Here is a 20,225-nt window from a genome sequence, read left to right on the forward strand (position 1 = left end):
GGTTTATCAAGGCGTGTAGGAGGATGACTCATCCACTCACAGTTTCGCCCGTGCTGATGTGAGTCGCCAATCTAGGCTGTTAGAGCCTGTTTTGTTTTGAACCATTGGTCTGTTTTGAGCTATAGCAAATTGCGATATTCAGGACGAGGACAGCCCGCTGATGAGCCTGGTGGATATCCTCAGTGACTGGATCGAGGCTTACGATCATGAGCATCGCCCCATGCCTGTCGCCAGTGGTGTCGATGTGCTGCGCTACATGATGCGCGAACATAATCTCACCCAGAGCGACCTGCCAGGCGTTGGCGCCCGGTCGGTCGTCTCTGAGGTCTTGAGCGGCAAGCGCCAGCTCAACCTGCGGCAAATTCGTTGGCTAGCCGAGCGTTTTGGCGTTTCAGTAGAAACCTTTATCTGAGGCTTTTACGACGAACAACTAATCTCCAAATGTTTGCCCCAATCCGGTGGCCGCTGGGCGTACTGTTCCATCCCCGGCTGTTCTTCAAACGGCTTGGACAGCACTTCATGCAGCCGCCGCACTTCGCTGTAATCCCCTGACTCTGCGGCGGTGATGGCGTTCTGCGCAAGATAGTTGCGCAGGATGTACAGCGGATTTACCGCGTGCATCCGCTCACGGCGCTGTTCTTCGCTGTCATCGCCGTCCCGCGCTGCGCGGGCTTTGTACAGCTCGGCCCAGGCATCAAACCCGGCAAGGTCGACAAAGTCATCACGCAACCGCGCCACAGCCAACGCCGCTGACTCATCCCCCAGGCGGCGGAAGAACAGCGTGTAGTCCACGCCGCTGTTCTGCATCAGTTTCAACAACTGCTCCACCAGCTTCTGGTCATCCTCTTCGGCGGTAGTCAGCCCCAGCCGGCGACGCATCAGGTCCAGGTAATGTGCCTGGTACAGCGGCAGGTACAGGCCAAGCGCTTCTTTCAAGGCATCGACGCTGATAAACGGCGTCAATGCCTGGGCCAGCGCACTGAGGTTCCACTGCCCAATCGGCACCTGATTGCTGAAGGAATAACGCCCTTCATGGTCGGAATGGTTACAGATGAAGTGCGCGTCAAAATCATCAAGAAACGCAAATGGCCCGAAGTCGAAGGTGATGCCGAGGATCGACATGTTGTCGGTGTTCATCACCCCATGACAGAAGCCATACGCCTGCCAGTTGGCGATCAGCTCGGCGTTGCGCTCGACGATTTCACGGAACATTGCCAAGTACGGCTCAGGCTGTTCCTGGCACTCGGGGAAGTGCAGTTTCAACACGTGTTCCGCCAGCTCTGCCTGTTGCTCAGGCTTCTTGGTGTAATAGAAGTATTCGAAATGCCCGAAGCGGATATGGCTGTGAGCCAGGCGCAACACCATCGCGCCGCGTTCCTGCTTCTCACGCCACACGGGGGTGCTGGAGCCGATCACACATAACGCGCGACTGCTGGGGATGCCCAGCGCCTGCAGCGCTTCAGAGGCGAGAAACTCACGAATTGATGAGCGCAGCACGGCGCGGCCATCGCCCATCCGCGAGTAAGGCGTCATCCCGGCGCCCTTGAGGTGCAGGTCCCAATGCTCGCCCGCTTCGTTATACACCTCGCCCAGCAACAACCCTCGGCCATCGCCCAGTTGCGGCGTGTAGCCGCCAAACTGATGCCCTGAATAGACCATCGCCCGCGGTTCCGCTTCCGCCCACAGCTTGTGTCCGCTGAACAGCTCGGCGAATACCGGCGTTTCAGCCACCGCCGGGTCGAGGTCGAGCAGGGCCATGGCGGCATTGCTCGCCACCACAAGGCGCGGTTCGTCGAGGGGTTCGGGCAATACGTGGGTTGAGAACGCGTCGCCCAGGCGTGCGAAGCGGTTGTCGAAGGTCAGTTCGTCGAGGGCTTTCACCGGCCATCTCCAGCAGAATGTCCGAGCATTCTGCTGGGGATAGGCGTTTTAGTCGAGTTTGCTCGGCGGTGGTGCTTGCACGCCGCCGTCGTTGGCGGGCTTGGCCGGGGTGTCGACTTCCACCAGTTTGTATTCCTGGCCGTGAAGGTTCTTGAGGTAGACCTCCATCTGGCGGAACGAGATGTTGATGTGGTGGTTTTTGAACTCGCGGTTGATAAAGCGGTTCACCTCGTCGATCACCGGGTTACGGTCACCGAGGTCGCGCACGTGCATGCGCAGTTCGTGGTCGAGGGTACTTTCGCCGAAGTTGAGGAAGTACACATGGGGTTCCGGTTCTTTCAGCACCCGCGGGTTTTCTCGCGCGGCCCGAAGTAACAGTTCCTTCACCAGATCCAGGTCGGAGCCGTAATCCACACCCAGCTTCAGGGTGACGCGGGTGATGGTGTCGGTCAGCGACCAGTTGATCAGTTGCCCGGTGATGAAAGTCTTGTTCGGGACAATGATGTCCTTGCGATCAAAGTCGGTAATGGTTGTGGCGCGGATACGAATCTTGCTCACCGTACCCGACAGGTTGCCGATGGTGATGGTGTCGCCGATCCGTACCGGACGCTCGAACAGGATCATGATGCCGGAGATAAAGTTCGCGAAGATCTCCTGCATCCCGAAGCCCAATCCCACCGACAGCGCTGCGACCAGCCATTGCAACTTGTCCCAGCTCACGCCGAGGGTGGACAGGGTTGAGACAAAGCCGACGCCGGCAATCACATAGGACAGCAAGGTCGTGGTGGCGTAGGCGCTGCCTTGGGCCAGGTCCAGTTTGGACAGCACCAACACTTCCAGCAAACCGGGCAAGTTGCGCGCCAGGGCGAAGGTGATGCCGACGATGATCGACGCCCCGAGCAAGTCGCCGATGCTGATCGGCACCATGCTGATATTGGCGCCGGTGCCGCTGGTGTATTCGTAGAGTGTGATGTTGTCCAGGTAGGAGAACACCGTGATCAGGTCTTTCCACACCCAATACAGCGCCGCGATAAAGCCGCCGAGCAAGGCCAGGCGGATCAGTCGCATCGACTGTTCGTTGACCTGTTCGATGTCCAGGGTCGGTTCCTCGATCACCGCTTCGCCATCGCCGGCCTCCTTGGCGGCCTGGCGTTTGGCCAAAGCCCGGGCATAGGCCAGGCGCCGTGCGGCAACCCCCAGGCCCCGTACGAAGGTGGCTTCGATCACCAGCCAGAACATCAGCAGGTACAGGGTATTGATCAACCGGTCGCTGAGTTTGAGCGCGGTGTAGTAGTAGCCAAAGCACACTGCGATAAACAGGGCTATCGGGAGGGCGGTAAACAGCAAACCCATGGCTTTACGGAACAACGAGGCTTTTTCGTGAGTCGGGCTGTTCAGCAGCAGGCGCCCCAGCAGCCAGGCCATCAGCGCGTAGCAGGTCAGCACCACGCCGATGCCCAGCACGTCGTCGGACAGCGCCGCAGGCTGATGTTCAGCGATGGCCACCACGGCCACCAGGGCCAGGACCACCAACCCGAGTTTGCGTATCCACGCTTGGAGAAAGGCCACTTGAGGTCGTTCCCAACGGAAGTGCAGTTCCGCCACGCCACCCGGCGCGAGGATGCGGTAGGCGGTGTAGAACACCAGCCATGCCTGGGCGATCTGCAACAGCGCCGCGCCGAGGTTGGCGTTTTGCCCACGGGCGTCGATCTGCAACGCATAACCGCACAGCGCCAGGCCCAGGGTCACCGGCAACGCCAGCAGGATATTCACCAGGATCGCCACTGGCGTGTGCCATTGGCTGTCGCGCTTGAAGTGGCCGATATCGAGGTGGATCTTTTTCAGGCGCAGGTACAGGTAGCTGCGACGCCACAACAGGGCACCGATCAACAGCAGCAACGGCAGGAACAGCAGCGGGCGCTGGGTCAGGCCGTCATACAGTTCACTGACGCTGGAGGCCCACGGCAACGTAGTGACCTGCCTGCTCAGGTGATCCGGTACGGTTTCCAGCCATTCGGTGTCCAGCGGCTTGTTGCTGGGGATCCAGAACATCTGCTCGTCGAGCGTCGCGCGCAAGGTGGTGGCGGTGCTGAGCAACTGTTTCTGGTTCAACTGCAACGTGATGGATTCGTTCAGCAGTGCGCTCAATTCACGGCTCAGGCGTTCCAGAAGATCGCTACGGGTGACTGCCAGTTCCAGCAAGGTGCGCCGCAGTTGCGGGGTGACGTCGTCCGGCGGCTGGTTGGCCAGCAAGTTATCCACATAGGTGGCGGGGGAGCTGATCAGCTCGCGTTGCTGGTTGACCTCGAACTGGTACAGACGAATGTTGGCGATATCGTCTGCCAGGTTACGGTCCACGGTGAGGCGTGGCAGTGCTTGTTTCTGTTTATAGAGAATCTTGGAGAGCAGCAGGCTGCCCTTGAGCACGTTGATCTGCTCGTCCAGGGCCGAGTCGCTTTGGGTTACGGTGTCCAGTTGCTGCTTGGTTTGCAGGTTTTTCTGGGTCAGCTCATTGAGACGGTCGGTGCTTTTGAGCAGATAGTCGGACAGCTTGAGGTTGTCGGCGCTTTCCGAGGCCAGCAGGCTGCTGCCACCGGCTTTCTGTGCTTCGATGGACTGTTGGGTAACGGTCTGCTGGGACTGGGCCAGGCGTTTCTGGTTGATCAGGGTTTGCAGGTCCTGGATCTCTTGCTCCAGGCGCGCGGTCTTTTCTACCACCAGGTCATGTTGGCTGTTGCCCAGGTCTTGCAATTGGCTGTTACCGGCCAGTTCCTGGCGGCGCAGGGGGATCAGGGCGTTCAGCGCGGCGAGTTCCGCGTTCAACTGGTTACGCAGGTCACCGCTGAGGGTTTTGCCGTTGTCTTTACCGAGCTTGAGGGTCGTGTTGATCTGCTGGATGCGCGTCTGGCTGTTGCTGATTTCGGTTTGCGCGCGCTCGGGGCGGGTCTGGGCGGCGATGGTCAGGCTGTTGGCGTCGGCCAGTTCTTTTTGCAGGTCGCCTTGCTGGGTGGTGCGTTGCACCAGTAATTGCTCGAGTTGCGGTACCGGCAGGGTGGCGTAGCGCTGCGCCACCGGGATGACCTTGGTGGCCTTGAGCCGGACCAGTTCGCGCTGGTTATCGGTGGTCTGGCGCGGGGCGTCTTCCAGCTGGCGCTTGAGGTCGACGAGGCGCTGCTCGTAATCCTGCTTGTTGCCCAGGTAGGTCAGGGTCTGTTGCAGGATGGTTTGCAGCGCCTTCATGTCGGCGTCGGGCAGCTTGCGGTCGGGCAGCTTGTCCAGGGTTTGCTGGATGGCGTCGGCGCTGGGCGGGTCGGCGGCGTAAACGTTGCCGACACAAAGGGTCAGGCCCAGCAAGGTGGTGGCTAAGAAGGTGCGCAGTAGTGTCATGGGTACCGGTCTAGCTAGGCAAAGAAGGTGGGGGCGTGGCGCCAATAGCCCCGCAGTTTAGAGGAAGAGCCCAGGACCTGGGCGACTCCCTTCGGGGAATTTGACGCCGACTTTTCCGATCTTGTTCCCGTCCATGACGGCGACGGTCCAGATCGTGTTGTTCCATTCCACTTGGTCGCCGACGATCGGTGCCCCGCCAACTTTCTGGGTGATGAAGCTGCTCAGTGGCATATCCGGGTCGATACCCTCGAGCTTGAGCCCGTACAGGGCGGAAACCGCGCCCAGTTGGGCGTCGCCTTCCAGTACGAAGTCGCCGAAAAAGCGCAGGTCGAGGCCGCGTTGCGGTGCCTGGCTGAACAGTTTGCCGAGGGCCGCAAGGTTGTGTTCATGGCCGATTACACAGAGCAAATCGTCGACTTCCAGCACCGTACTACCCGACGGATGGAGCAGTTGCTGCCCACGGAACAGTGCGGCGATGCGTGTGCCTTCGGGCATTTTCAGTTCGCGCAGTGCCGCGCCGATGCACCATTTTTCCGCACCCAGTCGGTAGACGAACAGCTCCCATGCGCTGGTAACGTGCACTTCCAGCGCCGCGCGGGAAATCGGCGCAGGTTCTGGCGGTACGGTCACTTTCAGCAGCTTGGCCACCCACGGCAGGCTCGTGCCCTGCACCAGCAGCGACACCAGCACGATAAAGAACGCCAGGTTGAAGTACAGCTGTGCATGGGGCAGGCCGGCCATCAGCGGGAACACCGCCAGAATGATCGGGACCGCACCGCGCAGGCCGACCCAGGCGATAAAGGCTTTTTCACGACCGTGGAAGGCCTTGAACGGCAGCAGGCCGACCATTACCGACAGCGGCCGTGCAAACAGGATCATCCACAACGCCAGGCCCAAGGCCGGCAATGCGATTGGCAGCAAATCATGGGGTGTGACCAGTAGGCCCAGCACCAGGAACATGCCGATCTGCGCCAGCCACGCCATGCCGTCGAGCATATGCAAAATGCCATGACGACTGCGCACCGGGCGGTTACCGATCACCAGGCCGCACAGGTACACCGCGAGGAAGCCGCTGCCGTGCAGGGCGTTGGTCAGGGCGAACACCACCAGACCGCCGGAAATCACCAGGATCGGGTACAGGCCGTTGGCCAGGTTGATGCGGTTGACCATCTGCAACATCAACCAGCCGCCGCCGAGGCCGATGATGCCGCCGATGCCGAATTCGCGGATCAGGTGGCCCAGCAGGCTCCAGTGCAGCCCGGTCTGGCCGCTGGCGAGCATGTCGATCAGGGTAACGGTGAGAAACACCGCCATCGGGTCGTTGCTGCCGGATTCGATTTCCAGGCTGGCGGTCACCCGTTCGTTGAGGCCCTTGCCGCCCAGCAGCGAGAACACGGCGGCGGCGTCTGTGGAGCCGACGATGGCGCCGATCAGCAAGCCTTGAATGATATTGAGGTCGAACAGCCAGGCCGCCGCCATGCCGGTGAGGCCGGTGGTAATCAACACCCCCACGGTGGCCAGCGACAACGCCGGCCACAGTGCCACGCGGAAACTCGCCACCCGTGTGCGCAAACCGCCATCGAGCAGAATCACGGCCAAGGCGAGGTTGCCCACCAGGTAGGCGGTCGGGTAGTTATCGAAGATGATGCCGCCGCCGTCGACACCGGCGACCATGCCCACAGCCAGGATGATCACCAGAATCGGGATGCCCAGTCGGGACGAAAGAGAACTCACCAGAATGCTCGCACCCACCAGCAACGCGCCGATCAAGAACAGGCTGTTGATGGTCGTCGCATTCAAAGGCAGTACTCCATGAGCAGGAAAAACAGGCACAAACTGACCATGCAGTCTGCGTGCCAGCGATTCTAACCTGTTGAATTGCTGCGCTGTCAAAAGATCATTCCCACGCTCTGCGTGGGAATGCAGCTTGTGACGCTCCGCGTCACGCCCTGGAGCGGACGCAGGGCATCCAAAGAGGCATTCCCACACGGAGCGTGGGAGCGATCAAGGGGAGTTAGAGACGAAATCGCCCCACCATCCCATTCAAATCCACCGCCAGGCGCGACAACTCGCTGCTCGCCGCACTGGTCTGGCTGGCACCGGTCGCCGACTGCACCGACAAATCACGAATGTTCACCAGGTTACGGTCCACTTCCCGCGCCACTTGCGCCTGTTCTTCCGCCGCGCTGGCGATCACCAGGTTGCGCTCATTGATCTCGATAATGGCCGTGTTGATGGTATCCAGCGACATCCCTGCGCCTTTGGCGATGTTCAACGTCGATTCGGCGCGCTCGGTGCTGTTACGCATCGAGTCCACCGCGTGCTCGGTGCCGGTCTGAATGCTGCCGATCATCCGCTCGATTTCACTGGTCGATTGCTGAGTGCGATGGGCCAGGGCCCGCACTTCATCGGCTACCACCGCAAACCCTCGGCCCGCTTCACCAGCGCGCGCGGCTTCAATCGCCGCGTTCAGGGCCAGCAAGTTGGTCTGGTCGGCCAGGCCGCGAATCACGTCCAGCACCTTGCCGATATCACGGGACTCATTGGCCAGATCACCAATCAGCGTGGCGGTCGCTTGCACATCGCCGCTCATGCGCTCGATGGCGCTGACGGTTTCCTGCACCAGGTCGCGGCCGTCACCGGCGGAGGTGGTAGCGTTACGCGAGGCTTCGGAGGTGCTTACCGCGTTGCGCGCGACTTCTTCGACGGCGCTGGTCATTTCATTGACGGCGGTTGCGGCTTGTTCGATTTCGTTATTTTGCTGGGTCAGGCCGCGGGCGCTTTCGTCGGTGACGGCGTTCAGTTCCTCGGCGGCGGACGCCAACTGAGTGGCGGAGCCTGCGATGCGTTGCAGGGTGTCGCGCAGCTTGTCCTGCATCTTGGCCATGGCGGCCAGCAGGCGGCCAGCTTCGTCGTTACCGTCAACCTTGATCGGGCGCGTCAGGTTGCCTTCGGCCACTTCTTCAGCCGCTTCCAGGGCTTGGGAAATAGGGAGGGTGATGCTGCGGGTCAGCAGCCAGGCGAACAACAGGGTCAGCGCCGTGGCCACGATCAACAGGCCGACCACCAGGTCAAACGCCATGTTGTATTGGTCTTCGGCTTGCTGGTTGGCAGCGTCGGCTGCCTTGTTGTTGATCTCCACCAGGCGCGTCAGTACCGCGTTGACCTGCTCCGAGTTGGCCAGCAGTTCGGTGTTAAGCAGGGTGCGCAACTCCTCTACCTGATTGGCCCGCGAGAGGCTCTTCATGCGCTCTTCGATCTGATGGTACTGGCCGAGCAGGCGCACGTATTCATCGTAGGCTGCGCGTTCTTCGCCGCTGTCGATCAGCTTTTCGTAGATGCCCTGGGCGGTGCGGATTTGCTGGTTGCGTACTTCGAAGGCTTCCAGGGTCTTTTGCTGCACGTCCGGCTCGCGGTTGGTCAGCAAGCGGTACGACAGCACCCGCAGGCGCAGGGTCAGTTGGGTGAATTCGTCGAGGGCGCGAATACTCGGCACGCTGGACAGGGTGATGTCTTCGGTCGCACCACGGATCTTGCCCATCTGGTTCAGGGCGAACACACCGAGAAACAACATCAATGCGCCAATAAACGCGAAGCCGAGGAAGGCCCTCGGAGCGATATTCATATTACGAAGAGACATGCTGGAGTCCTGGGGGGAAGCGCGATCCGTGCGGCCATGAGACGAGGTGTAAGTCACCTATCGGCCATGCGACTAAAGTCTTAAGGCAGTGCGCGCTTTTGTCGCATCTGGCGGAGGTTTGGGTGGGCTCAGGAACCAGAAGGGGGAATTGGAGTCACTAAGGCTCGAAAGTGCGGCCCGGCCCTTAAAAAACGGGCTGCGCGCCTGGGATAACCCTGGCATCCGAGGTGAATATTCTTTATCGTCACCGCCCTTTGAAAAAGCCCGAGAAATCAAAATGTTAGAAACATCCCTGAGCCAATTGGAACAACTGGTCAGCGACCTGGTACAGCAGAATCAGGACCTGCTGGGCAGCAACGAATCCCTCAAGGCAGAACTGGCCCGTGCCAAAGATGAAAATGACAGCCTGCAATTGAACCTGATGGAGCAGGAAGAAAAGAACGGCGCCACCGCCGCGCGCATCCAGGCGTTGGTTGAGCGTGTGAGCGCAGGTCCTGTCGGCGCATGAATGAAGGGATAAAGGTCGTTTCGATTCTCGGAGAGGATTACTCGATCAAGGCACCGGCCGGGGAAGACCAAACCCTGATGCACGCCGTGACCATGCTCAAGGCCTCCCTGGCCACCACCAAGAAAAAGTACCCGACCCTGATCGGCGACAAACTATTGGTACTGGCTGCGCTGAACCTGTGCGCCGAGCAGATCGAAATGCAAAAGCATCACCAGCAGGAACTCGACCGTTACCAAGAGCAAGTCAGCGCCACGGTCGATGTGATTTCCAAGGCGATTGGACAGCCTTAGAACCACGCGTCCTGCATCCCCAGGCACGTATCGTCGCGTGCCTCCAGAATCGCCAGTTCATGATGGCAGCTCGGCACTTCCCAGGTCAGGAAGTACCGAGCGGCCTGGAGCTTGCCTTTATAGAAGGCGACATCGGCCGCATTGCCCTTGGCCAGTCCTTCCTCGGCGCGGATCGCCTGCTCCAGCCAGCGCCAGCCAATCACCGTATGCCCGAACACCTTCAAGTACAGCGCCGAGTTTGCCAGGCTGCTGTTGACCTTGCCTTGGGCGAGATCCGTCAACAGGCCGATCGTCACGCTTTGCAGGCGGCCGACCAAATGCTCCAGCGGCTCTCGCAGTGCAGTCAGTGATGGATACTCCTGTGCCCGCGCGCCGGTTTCGGCGATCAGGCGGATCAGTTGCTTCAAGCCTGCGCCGCCGTTTTGCGCCAACTTTCGCCCCAGCAAGTCCAGGGACTGGATGCCGTGGGTGCCTTCATGGATCGGGTTCAGGCGGTTGTCACGGTAATACTGCTCTACCGGGTATTCACGGGTGTAGCCGTGGCCGCCGAGAATCTGGATCGCCAGTTCGTTGGCCTTGAGGCAGAACTCCGACGGCCAGGATTTGACGATGGGCGTAAGCAGGTCCAGCAATTCGTGGGCTCTCTTGCGTTCGGTATCGGTTTCCAGGGTGGTGGTGTCGTCGAACAGGCGTGCGGCGTACAGCCCCAGATCGAAGGCGCCTTCAACGTAGGCTTTCTGGGTCAATAGCATGCGCTTGATATCGGCGTGCTGGATGATTGAGACCGGTGCGGTGGTTGGGTCTTTGCTGTCGGGCAGGCGACCTTGCGGCCGTTCGCGGGCGTATTCCAGTGAATACAGGTAGCCCGCGTAACCGAGCATGACTGCGCCCATGCCCACGCCAATGCGCGCCTCGTTCATCATCTGGAACATGCAGCTCAGACCCTGATGCGGCTTGCCCACCAGATAGCCGACACAGTTACCGTTATCGCCGAAGTTCAGCGCGGTGGACGTAGTACCGCGCCATCCCATCTTGTGAAACAACCCGGCCAGCAGCACGTCGTTGCGTTCGCCGAGGCTGCCGTCATCGTTGACCAGAAACTTTGGCACGATAAACAGCGAAATACCTTTCACCCCAGGCGGTGCATCCGGCAACTTGGCCAGCACCATATGTACGATGTTTTCCGACAGCGGGTGGTCGCCGCCGGAGATGAAGATCTTGTTGCCCTTGAGGCGATAACTGCCGTCAGCTGCAGGTTCTGCACGCGTACGAATATCCGACAGAGAAGATCCCGCATGCGGCTCCGTCAGGGCCATGGTGCCGAAGAAGCGGCCGTCGATCATCGGTTGCAGGAAGCGTTGTTTCTGCTCCTCGGTGCCGAAGCTTTCAATCAGGTTGGCGGCGCCCATGGTCAGGAACGGGTAGGACGTGGAGGCCGCGTTGGCGGACTGGAAGTGCGCGAAACAGGCTTGCGACAAAAGCGTCGGAAGCTGCATGCCACCCGCTTCGAAGCTGCGAGCGGCGTTGAGGAAGCCCGCTTCAAGAAACGCATCAACCGCCGGTTTCACTTCTGGAATCAGGATCGCCTTGCCGTCTTCGTAGCGCGGTTCGTTTTCGTCGTTTTTGCGGTTGTGGGGCGCGAAATATTTTTCCGCAATGCTGCGCGCGGTGCTGATGGCGGCATCGAACGTTTCGCGATTGTGTTCGGCAAACCGCTCGCGCTGGGTCAGGCTCTCGGCATCGAGGACTTCGTACAGCTCGAAAGCCAGATTGCGGGAACTGAGCAGCGTCTCGGACATGGCGGCTTACCTTCTAAGGGAATGGCCTGAGTCTAAGTGCGCGAATAGAGGCTGGATAGCAAGATTGATTTGCGTGATGGAAGGGCAAAACAAGGAAGAGTACGAGATCGTTCCCACGCTCCGCGTGGGAATGCCTCTTGTGACGCTCTGCGTCACGCTTTGGGACGCGGAGCGTCCCTGGCTGCATTCCCACGCAGAGCGTGGGAACGATCACTGAAGGGGTAGTTAGCCGATGGTCATCAGGCTGGCGTTACCACCCGCCGCAGCGGTGTTGACGCTCAACGCACGCTCAATCACCAAACGCTCCAGCGCAATCGCTGTCTCACCCTGCGACAAACCATGCACCCCGACAATTGCCCCGCCACGCTGCGCCACTTGCTGGCACACCGCACGCAGTTGGTCGGAATCGCCGTGGTGCAAGACCGCGTCGAATACCACCTCGTCCTTGGTCCAGTCGGCCACACGCTTGATCTTCGCCTGAATTTCCTTCGGCAGGCGTGTGAACAAGGCCTTGGTCAGGTCAGTTTCCGGCCATACCGCCGAGCCACCGACGGCCAGTACCGCCGCCAGTTGGGTCAGCAGATCGCCTTCCACTTCCGCCAGGCACAGCACGTGCTCGCGGGGCAGGATCGCATAGCTGTTGCGCTCGCCGGTCGGGCCGGCCAGTTGGCGGGTGATACCGCTTTGCGATTGCGCGGCGAATCGGCTGCACTGCGCGCTCAGGTCGCTGAGCTTATTGCTGTCTGCCCAGGTTTTCAGGGCTGTCAGCGGTTGGCTCATGGCATCGCGCAGGCGTACATCCGGTGCGACTAACGTGTCGCCCCGAGCGAAGGATTGCTCGATTGCATCCGTAGGGCGAGTTGACAGCAGGCGGTACAGGTACAGCGGACCACCGGCTTTCGGGCCAGTACCCGACAGGCCTTCGCCGCCGAACGGCTGCACGCCGACCACGGCACCCACGATATTGCGGTTCACGTAGACGTTACCGGCATTGACGTTGTCGATCACCTTGGCGATGGTCTCGTCGATGCGAGTGTGCACGCCCAGGGTCAGGCCGTAGCCCGAAGCGTTGATCTGGCCGATCAATTGGTCGATCTCTTTACGCTTGTAGCGCACCACGTGCAGCACCGGGCCGAAGATCTCCCGTTGCAGCTCGTCGAAGCTTTCCAGCTCGATCAGGGTCGGCATCACGAAGGTGCCGCGCTTGATCTCTTCGCCATCGGCAATGGCGACTTGGTAGACGTTGCGGCCTTTGTCGCGCATGGCCTGGATGTGTTTCTCGATACCCGCCTTGGCTTCGGCATCGATCACCGGGCCGATGTCGACCGACAGGCGCTCCGGGTTGCCCAGACGGCATTCCGCCATGGCGCCCTTGAGCATTTCGATCACGCGGTCTGCCGAATCTTCCTGCAGGCACAGCACGCGCAGGGCCGAGCAACGCTGGCCGGCGCTGTCGAAGGCTGACGACACAACGTCGATCACAACTTGTTCGGTCAGTGCCGAGGAATCGACGATCATCGCGTTCTGGCCACCGGTTTCGGCGATCAGCGGAATCGGACGGCCCTGGGCGTCCAGGCGACCGGCGACATTGCGTTGCAGCAGGCGCGCCACCTCGGTGGAGCCGGTGAACATCACGCCTTTGACGCGATCATCGCCGACCAGGCGAGCACCGACGGTTTCTCCCTGGCCCGGCAGCAGTTGCAGCACGCCTTCCGGAATACCGGCTTCCAACAGGATACGCACGGCTTGGGCTGCAACCAGCGGAGTCTGTTCCGCAGGCTTGGCCAATACCGGGTTACCGGCGGCCAGAGCAGCAGCCACTTGGCCGCTGAAGATCGCCAGCGGGAAGTTCCACGGGCTGATGCAGACCACCGGGCCCAATGGGCGGTGGGCGTCGTTGGTGAAATCGTTGCGGGCCTGCACCGCGTAGTAACGCAGGAAGTCCACGGCTTCGCGCACTTCGGCGATGGCGTTGGCGAAGGTCTTGCCGGCCTCGCGGGCCAGCAGGCCCATCAGCGGTTGGATCTCGCCTTCCATCAAGTCGGCGGCGCGTTCCAGGATGGCTGCGCGCTCAGCGGGCGGGGTGGCCTGCCAGATCGGGCCAGCATTGATTGCGCACTGAATTGCATTGTCGACGTCTTCGACGGTGGCTTCTTGTACGTGGCCGACCACGTCGCGCAGATCGGACGGGTTCAGCACGGGTGCAGCCGGCTGCTCACTGGATGTACAGCCGAGCATCGGCGCAGCTTTCCAGTTGTTGTGAGCAGTGGCCAGCAGGGCGCAAGACAGTGACGCCAAGCGATGTTCGTTCGCCAGATCGATACCCGCCGAGTTGGCGCGGTCGCTGCCGTACAGGTCACGCGGCAATGGAATACGCGGGTGTGGCAGACCGAAGCCGCCTTCCAGCGTGGCCATTTGTTCGATGCTGGCCACCGGATCGGCTACCAGCTCCTGAATGGAGATGGATTGGTCGGCAATACGGTTGACGAACGAGGTGTTCGCGCCATTTTCCAACAGGCGGCGTACCAAGTAAGCCAGCAATGTTTCGTGAGTGCCGACCGGGGCGTACACGCGGCACGGACGGTTCAGTTTGCCATCGGCGACCTTGCCTACCACTTGCTCGTATAGCGGTTCGCCCATGCCGTGCAGGCATTGGAACTCGTACTGGCCGGGGTAATAGTTCTGACCGGCAATATGGTAGATGGCCGACAAGGTGTGGGCGTTGTGCGTGGCGAACTGCGGGTAGATGACTTCCGGCACCGACAGCAGTTTGCGTGCACAGGCGATGTAGGAAACGTCGGTGTACACCTTGCGGGTGTAGACCGGGTAGCCTTCCAGGCCTTCGACCTGGGCGCGCTTGATTTCGCTGTCCCAGTACGCGCCTTTCACCAGGCGGATCATCAGGCGGTGGCGGCTGCGGCGCGCCAGGTCGATGACGTAGTCGATCACATACGGGCAGCGCTTCTGGTAAGCCTGGATCACGAAACCGATGCCGTTCCAGCCGGTCAGTTGCGGCTCGAAGCACAGGCGTTCCAGCAGGTCCAGCGACAGCTCCAGGCGGTCGGCTTCTTCGGCATCGATGTTCAGGCCGATGTCGTATTGCTTGGCCAGCAAGGTCAGGGACAGCAGACGCGGGTACAACTCGTCCATCACGCGCTCGTACTGCGCGCGGCTGTAACGCGGGTGCAGTGCCGAGAGTTTGATGGAGATGCCCGGGCCTTCATAAATCCCACGGCCGTGAGAAGCTTTGCCGATGGAGTGAATGGCTTGCTCGTACGACGCCAGGTACTTCTGCGCATCGTGTTCGGTGAGTGCGGCTTCACCGAGCATGTCATAGGAATATCGAAAGCCCTTGGCTTCGAACTTACTCGCATTGGCCAGGGCTTCGGCGATGGTTTCGCCGGTGACGAACTGCTCGCCCATCAGGCGCATGGCCATGTCGACACCCTTGCGGATCATCGGCTCGCCGCTCTTGCCAATAATGCGACTCAGGGACGAGGTGAGGCCGCTTTCATTGTGAGTGGCGACCAGTTTTCCGGTCAGCAGCAGGCCCCAGGTGGCGGCGTTGACGAACAGCGACGGGCTGTTGCCCAGGTGCGGCTGCCAGTTGCCAGTGCTGATTTTGTCGCGGATCAGCGCGTCGCGGGTGCCTTTGTCCGGGATGCGCAGCAGCGCTTCGGCCAGGCACATCAGTGCCACGCCTTCCTGGGACGACAGGGAAAATTCTTGCAACAGGCCCTGAACAATACCGGCACGGCCGCCAGCGCTTTTCTGATTGCGTAGCTTCTCGGCAATCGAGGCGGCCAGCTTATTGGTCGCTTCGGCCATCGCGGCCGGCAGGCGAGCCTGTTCGATCAGCATCGGCACCACTTCCGGCTCGGGGCGACGGTAAGCAGCGGTGATCGAGGCGCGCAGTACCGACTGCGGCAGGATGCTTTCGGCGAACTCCAGGAAACACTGGTGGGCGTGGTCGTTCTGGACTTCGCCTGCGTCTTCAGCGTCCTTGGTGCTCAAGCCATTGAGCTCGGTCAGGGTTGCACCACCCTCCAGTTTCTCCAGGTAATTGAAAATTGCCTGCTTGATCAGCCAGTGCGGCGTGCGATCAATGGAGGTCGCGGCGGCCTTAAGGCGCTCGCGGGTCGGGTCATCGAGTTTGACCCCAAGGGTGGTCGTTGCCATCTTTTTATCCTCATGGGTGCCACTACCGAGTGGCATCTGCTGGCGGCAAGATTAGCTTTGCCCATGAAGAGGTGCAACCGGGTGCAACCCTTTTGTTCATGAATTTTTTGAAGCTCAACAGGAAAAAATCCGGCCTTCGACGGAATCCGCTTCGCCTTGGTGCATTTACTTCTTATATCGGCTGTTCTTGCTCCGAAAAGGAGCAAAAACACGGTGTTTTACGCAAAACACGCTTAGGTGCAACTTATTCTCAAGAAACTGGTTGCACCTTATTTGCTTTGTTGAATAGCATTCGCGCCCAAGGTGCAACCGCCTCAAAGGTTCGGTTCATCGGCTGGCGGCTTTCCTGGGGAAACGTCAGTCATAAATGCGCGGCACACAGTTTCGTCTACCCGGTTACCAACGGGTGGTCGTCTGACAGACCGCTGCTACATAAAAACAAAGCCAGGGCGTCACTCTTATGAGCGTTAGTAATCCAACCCTGATCACGTTTGTGATCTACATCGCAGCAATGGTGCTGATCGGCTTCATGGCCTATCGCTCCACCAACAACCTTTCCGATTACATCCTCGGCGGTCGCAGCCTCGGTAGCGTGGTGACAGCTTTGTCGGCCGGCGCTTCCGATATGAGCGGCTGGTTGTTGATGGGGTTGCCGGGCGCGATCTACATGTCAGGCCTTTCGGAAAGCTGGATCGCCATCGGCCTGATCGTCGGTGCTTACCTGAACTGGTTGTTCGTGGCCGGTCGCCTGCGGGTGCAGACCGAGCACAACGGCGACGCCCTGACGCTGCCGGATTACTTCTCCAGCCGTTTCGAAGATAAAAGCGGCCTGCTGCGGATCATCTCCGCGGTGGTGATCCTGGTGTTCTTCACCATCTATTGCGCCTCCGGCATCGTCGCCGGTGCCCGCCTGTTTGAAAGCACCTTCGGCATGTCCTACGAGACTGCGCTGTGGGCCGGTGCTGCTGCGACCATTGCCTACACCTTCGTCGGTGGTTTCCTGGCAGTCAGCTGGACCGACACCGTACAAGCCACGCTGATGATTTTCGCGCTGATCCTTACGCCGATCATCGTGCTGCTGGCCACCGGCGGCGTCGACACCACCTTCCTGGCGATCGAAGCCAAGAACCCTGACAACTTCAACATGCTGAAAAACACCAGCTTCATCGGCATCATCTCGCTGATGGGTTGGGGCCTGGGCTACTTCGGCCAGCCGCACATCCTCGCGCGCTTTATGGCGGCGGATTCGGTGAAGTCGATCGCCAACGCGCGTCGCATTTCCATGACCTGGATGATCCTGTGCCTGGGTGGCACCGTGGCCGTGGGCTTCTTCGGTATCGCTTACTTCTCGGCGCACCCGGAAGTGGCTGGCCCCGTCAACGAGAACCATGAGCGTGTGTTCATTGAGCTGGCCAAGTTGCTGTTCAATCCATGGATTGCGGGTGTGCTGCTGTCGGCCATTCTCGCGGCCGTCATGAGCACCCTGAGCTGCCAATTGCTGGTGTGCTCCAGTGCCCTGACCGAAGACTTCTACAAAACCTTCCTGCGCAAAAATGCCTCCCAGCTTGAACTGGTGTGGGTTGGCCGCGCTATGGTGCTGCTGGTCGCCCTGATCGCCATCGCCATGGCGGCCAACCCAAATAACCGCGTACTCGGCCTGGTCAGCTACGCGTGGGCCGGTTTCGGTGCAGCATTCGGCCCTGTGGTGCTGATCTCGGTGATCTGGAAAGGCATGACCCGTAACGGCGCACTCGCCGGCATTCTGGTTGGCGCGACCACTGTGATCGTCTGGAAGCACTTTAACCTGCTGGGTCTGTACGAAATCATTCCAGGCTTCATTTTCGCCAGCCTGGCGATCTACTTCGTGAGCAAGCTGGGCGCACCGACTGCGGGCATGGTCGAGCGCTTTGATGCAGCGGAAAAAGACTACAACCTCAACAAGTAATTCGTCGGGTGCTAAGCACCCGCTGAGTTGGAAAAAAGGCCCGCGTCCTACGGATGGCGGGCCTTTTTTTGCGTGTGATTTACGCCGGTCTGAAGAAAGTTCGGACGCTTATTTGTAGGTATTTACTGATTTGTTTTGGGTGTGCTCAGTAGGGTGGAACAGTGGTGCAGAATCGGCCGCCTACTCCTCGCAGAGAAACACCGGATGTTCGCTCCTGCCAATCAAAGTGCTTTTACCCTGACCCTCGACGGGGGGCCCATTGAACTTAAGGTGTTTGAGTTCAAGGGGGCCGAAATCATCAGTCAGCCCTACCGTTTTGACCTTGAGCTGGTCAGTGAGCAGCCTGATCTCGACCTGGAAAGCTTGCTGCATCGCCAGGCGTATCTCGGTTTTGATGATCAGGGCCATGGCATCCACGGCCTGGTTTGCCGAGTGGCGCAAGGCGACTCCGGGCGGCGCCTCACGCGTTATCAGATCAGTCTGGTGCCGCAATTGGCGTATCTGAAACACAGCAGTCACCAGCGCATTTTCCAGCACAAGACGGTGCCGCAGATTGTCGCGCAAGTGCTGGTGGGGCAGGGGATTCAGAGTGACCGATTCGAGTTTCGCCTGAGCGGTACTTATCCTGCGCGAGAGTACTGTGTGCAGTTCGGTGAGACTGATCTCGCGTTCATTCAGCGGTTGTGTGCCGAGCTTGGCATCCACTATCACTTCCAGCATTCGCCCGAGGGACACCTGCTGGTGTTTGGCGATGACCAGACGGTGTTTGCCGAGCCCGACCAGCCAACCCCCTACACTGCCGGTTCCGGGATGGTGGCCGGCACCCCGGCGATCAAGCGATTTACCGTGCAATTGCAGACCCGCACCACGGCGGTGAACCTGCGCGATTACGACTTCCGCAAGCCGCGCCTGGGGTTGGAAAGTGCGGTGGCTGGCGAGCAGCTCCCGAACCTCGAAGAGCAGGATTACCCCGGTGGTTTCAGCGATCGACCCCACGGCAAATACCTCGCTCAACGTGGGCTGGAGCGCCATCGCAGTGACTACCGAATTGCCCATGGCGAGGGTGACGAGCCTGCGCTGGTCAGCGGCCGCTTCCTCAAGCTGAGCGGGCATTCACGCGAGGGCTGGAATGACTTATGGCTGGTGACGCAAGTCACCCACGAAGGCAAGCAGCCCCAAGTGCTGGAGGAGGCCGTAACCGAAGTATCAGGAGGGGATTTTCGCCAGGGCTATCGCAACGAGTTTGTCGCCGCACCGTGGGACGTGATCTTTCGACCGCCACTGCCTGAGCAGCCGCGCCCAACTATCTCGGGCTATCAGAACGCGGTAGTCACCGGCCCTGCTAACAGCGAAATCCATTGCGACGAATACGGTCGGGTGAAAGTGCAAATGGCCTGGGACCGCAATGGCAAGCACGACGACCACTCCAGTTGCTGGCTGCGCGTTGCCAGCGGCTGGGCCCATGACCGTTACGGTTCGGTGCTGATTCCACGGGTCGGTATGGAGGTGCTGGTGGGCTTCGTCAATGGCGACCTGGACATGCCGCTGGTGGTGGGTTGCCTGCCCAATGCGGCGACCCCCGTGCCGCTCGACCTGCCAGCCGCCATGACCCGCAGTATTTTCCGCAGTCAAAGCAGCCCCGGCGGCGGTGGCTACAACGAACTGCGCATCGAAGACCGCAAGGGCGCTGAAGAAATCTACCTGCGGGCCCAGCGTGATTGGACTCAACATGTGTTGCATGACCAGCAGGTGCAGGTCGATAACCAGCGTCGGGTGAAGGTGGGAGGGGAGTCGCACCATGAGCTGCGAGGCGAAGAGCAACGTATTACCCATGGCAACCGCCTGACCGAGCTCAAGCAGGATGATCATCTGGTGGTCGGTGGTTCGCAGCAGATGCGTGCCGGGCGGACTATTCAAATAGGTGCAGGGCAAAGTGTCGTTATCGATGCGGGTGCCACCGTTACGATCCAGGCGGGCGGGCAGTCGATCACGCTGTCGGCGGGCGGCATATTCAGCAGCGTGCCGATCCAGCTCGGCGGTGCGCCTGCTCCCACAGCTGCCCCGGTAATGCCGGGAATCAAGGAAAAGCTGCTGGCGGTTATCCCTGCACCGCTAAGCCCCGTGCAAGTGACCAGCCTGAGGCGCAGCGCGCCGTTTTGTGAAGAATGTGAGCGCTGCAAAAACGGTCAGTGTGATCTCACGCAACACGGCGGTAAGGGGGCGGGAGCCACTGCTGGTAAAACCTCGGGCGTCGAGCCGGGGTTCCATATTGTGCAGCGTGCGATGTCTCGGGATGCGTTGGAAAAGTCGCTGTTCGAATCGCCCAGCGCGATCGTCTTGGAGCGTTTTCGTAGCCTCAATCCACAGCTCACGCAATACACCAGGCCGGGGCAAATGCTCGTACTCAGTGATCCGCTCAATAGCCAATGCACCCGCGAAGAGGCGTTGCTCATGGAAGCGGCGCAGGAGGTGAATGAAGCGCTGAAGCCAATGAGTGATGACGAGGCGGCGTTTATGGTTGAACACCAGCAGGAGATTGGTGCGTTTTTGGCGCAGAGTTCGATGGCGGTGGGGGTTGGGTCGTCAATGGTTGCGA

10 protein-coding genes and 3 pseudogenes are annotated in these 20,225 nt (G+C 60.3%); 6 read left to right on the forward strand and 7 right to left on the reverse strand.

Annotated elements, in window-relative coordinates:
• Positions 1 to 139: 139 nt before the first annotated feature.
• A pseudogene (locus BFL40_RS01265) lies at positions 140 to 412 on the forward strand (helix-turn-helix domain-containing protein); the annotation flags it as partial.
• Positions 413 to 417: 5 nt separating this feature from the next.
• Here the strand turns inward: BFL40_RS01265 and selO are convergent.
• The 5 genes and pseudogenes from selO to BFL40_RS34505 form a co-directional block, all read right to left on the reverse strand.
• Complete coding sequence (gene selO, locus BFL40_RS01270; protein ID WP_071482696.1) at positions 418 to 1,881, reverse strand: protein adenylyltransferase SelO; 1,464 nt, start codon at positions 1,879 to 1,881, stop codon at positions 418 to 420.
• 48 nt (positions 1,882 to 1,929) lie between these two features.
• Positions 1,930 to 5,268, reverse strand: coding sequence for a mechanosensitive channel MscK (gene mscK / locus BFL40_RS01275; protein WP_071482697.1), 3,339 nt, complete (start codon positions 5,266 to 5,268; stop codon positions 1,930 to 1,932).
• Between the two features lie 57 nt (positions 5,269 to 5,325).
• Entirely contained in the window at positions 5,326 to 7,068 is a 1,743-nt protein-coding gene (locus BFL40_RS01280; protein WP_071482698.1) for a potassium/proton antiporter, read from the reverse strand.
• Positions 7,069 to 7,282: 214 nt separating this feature from the next.
• A complete protein-coding gene (locus BFL40_RS34500) occupies positions 7,283 to 8,155 on the reverse strand; it encodes a methyl-accepting chemotaxis protein (RefSeq protein WP_408003981.1) in 873 nt (290 codons plus the stop codon).
• A 30-nt stretch (positions 8,156 to 8,185) separates the two neighbouring features.
• Positions 8,186 to 8,908 (reverse strand): annotated as a pseudogene (locus BFL40_RS34505) (MCP four helix bundle domain-containing protein); the annotation flags it as partial.
• A 277-nt stretch (positions 8,909 to 9,185) separates the two neighbouring features.
• On the opposite strand from BFL40_RS34505, the gene BFL40_RS01290 reads away from it, so the two are divergent.
• Both BFL40_RS01290 and BFL40_RS01295 read left to right on the forward strand, forming a co-directional pair.
• Complete coding sequence (locus BFL40_RS01290) at positions 9,186 to 9,416, forward strand: hypothetical protein (protein WP_071482700.1); 231 nt, start codon at positions 9,186 to 9,188, stop codon at positions 9,414 to 9,416.
• Positions 9,413 to 9,706, forward strand: coding sequence for a cell division protein ZapA (locus BFL40_RS01295; protein ID WP_071482701.1), 294 nt, complete (start codon positions 9,413 to 9,415; stop codon positions 9,704 to 9,706). The genes BFL40_RS01290 and BFL40_RS01295 overlap by 4 nt, the downstream gene beginning before the upstream one ends.
• Here the strand turns inward: BFL40_RS01295 and BFL40_RS01300 are convergent.
• Together BFL40_RS01300 and putA are read right to left on the reverse strand one after the other, a co-directional pair.
• Positions 9,703 to 11,505, reverse strand: coding sequence for an acyl-CoA dehydrogenase (locus tag BFL40_RS01300; RefSeq protein WP_071482702.1), 1,803 nt, complete (start codon positions 11,503 to 11,505; stop codon positions 9,703 to 9,705). The two genes, BFL40_RS01295 and BFL40_RS01300, sit on opposite strands and share 4 nt — an antisense overlap.
• Before the next feature lie 225 nt (positions 11,506 to 11,730).
• Entirely contained in the window at positions 11,731 to 15,684 is a 3,954-nt protein-coding gene (gene putA / locus BFL40_RS01305; protein WP_071482703.1) for a trifunctional transcriptional regulator/proline dehydrogenase/L-glutamate gamma-semialdehyde dehydrogenase, read from the reverse strand.
• Positions 15,685 to 15,713: 29 nt separating this feature from the next.
• Between putA and BFL40_RS33535 the strand changes: the two genes are divergently transcribed.
• The 3 genes and pseudogenes from BFL40_RS33535 to BFL40_RS01315 form a co-directional block, all read left to right on the forward strand.
• Positions 15,714 to 16,148, forward strand: a complete 435-nt coding sequence (locus tag BFL40_RS33535; RefSeq protein ID WP_139213519.1) for a hypothetical protein — start codon at positions 15,714 to 15,716, stop codon at positions 16,146 to 16,148.
• Positions 16,145 to 17,629 (forward strand): sodium/proline symporter PutP, encoded by a 1,485-nt coding sequence (gene putP, locus BFL40_RS01310; RefSeq protein WP_071482704.1) that lies wholly within the window; start codon positions 16,145 to 16,147, stop codon positions 17,627 to 17,629. Before BFL40_RS33535 ends, putP begins: the two co-directional genes overlap by 4 nt.
• A gap of 204 nt (positions 17,630 to 17,833) precedes the next feature.
• Positions 17,834 to 19,837, forward strand: a pseudogene (locus tag BFL40_RS01315) (type VI secretion system Vgr family protein); the annotation flags it as partial.
• Between the last annotated feature and the right edge of the window lie 388 nt (positions 19,838 to 20,225).

This window comes from Pseudomonas costantinii (assembly GCF_001870435.1).
GTDB classification, from domain to species: domain Bacteria; phylum Pseudomonadota; class Gammaproteobacteria; order Pseudomonadales; family Pseudomonadaceae; genus Aquipseudomonas; species Aquipseudomonas costantinii.

Excerpts from the sequence above, each read along its gene's own strand:
- putA (WP_071482703.1), bottom strand. The coding sequence starts at position 15,684 with ATGGCAACGACCACCCTTGGGGTCAAACTCGATGACCCGACCCGCGAG.
- mscK (WP_071482697.1), bottom strand. The coding sequence starts at position 5,268 with ATGACACTACTGCGCACCTTCTTAGCCACCACCTTGCTGGGCCTGACC.
- BFL40_RS01300 (WP_071482702.1), bottom strand. The coding sequence starts at position 11,505 with ATGTCCGAGACGCTGCTCAGTTCCCGCAATCTGGCTTTCGAGCTGTAC.
- BFL40_RS01295 (WP_071482701.1), top strand. The coding sequence starts at position 9,413 with ATGAATGAAGGGATAAAGGTCGTTTCGATTCTCGGAGAGGATTACTCG.
- BFL40_RS34500 (WP_408003981.1), bottom strand. The coding sequence starts at position 8,155 with ATGGCCAAGATGCAGGACAAGCTGCGCGACACCCTGCAACGCATCGCA.
- putP (WP_071482704.1), top strand. The coding sequence starts at position 16,145 with ATGAGCGTTAGTAATCCAACCCTGATCACGTTTGTGATCTACATCGCA.
- BFL40_RS01290 (WP_071482700.1), top strand. The coding sequence starts at position 9,186 with ATGTTAGAAACATCCCTGAGCCAATTGGAACAACTGGTCAGCGACCTG.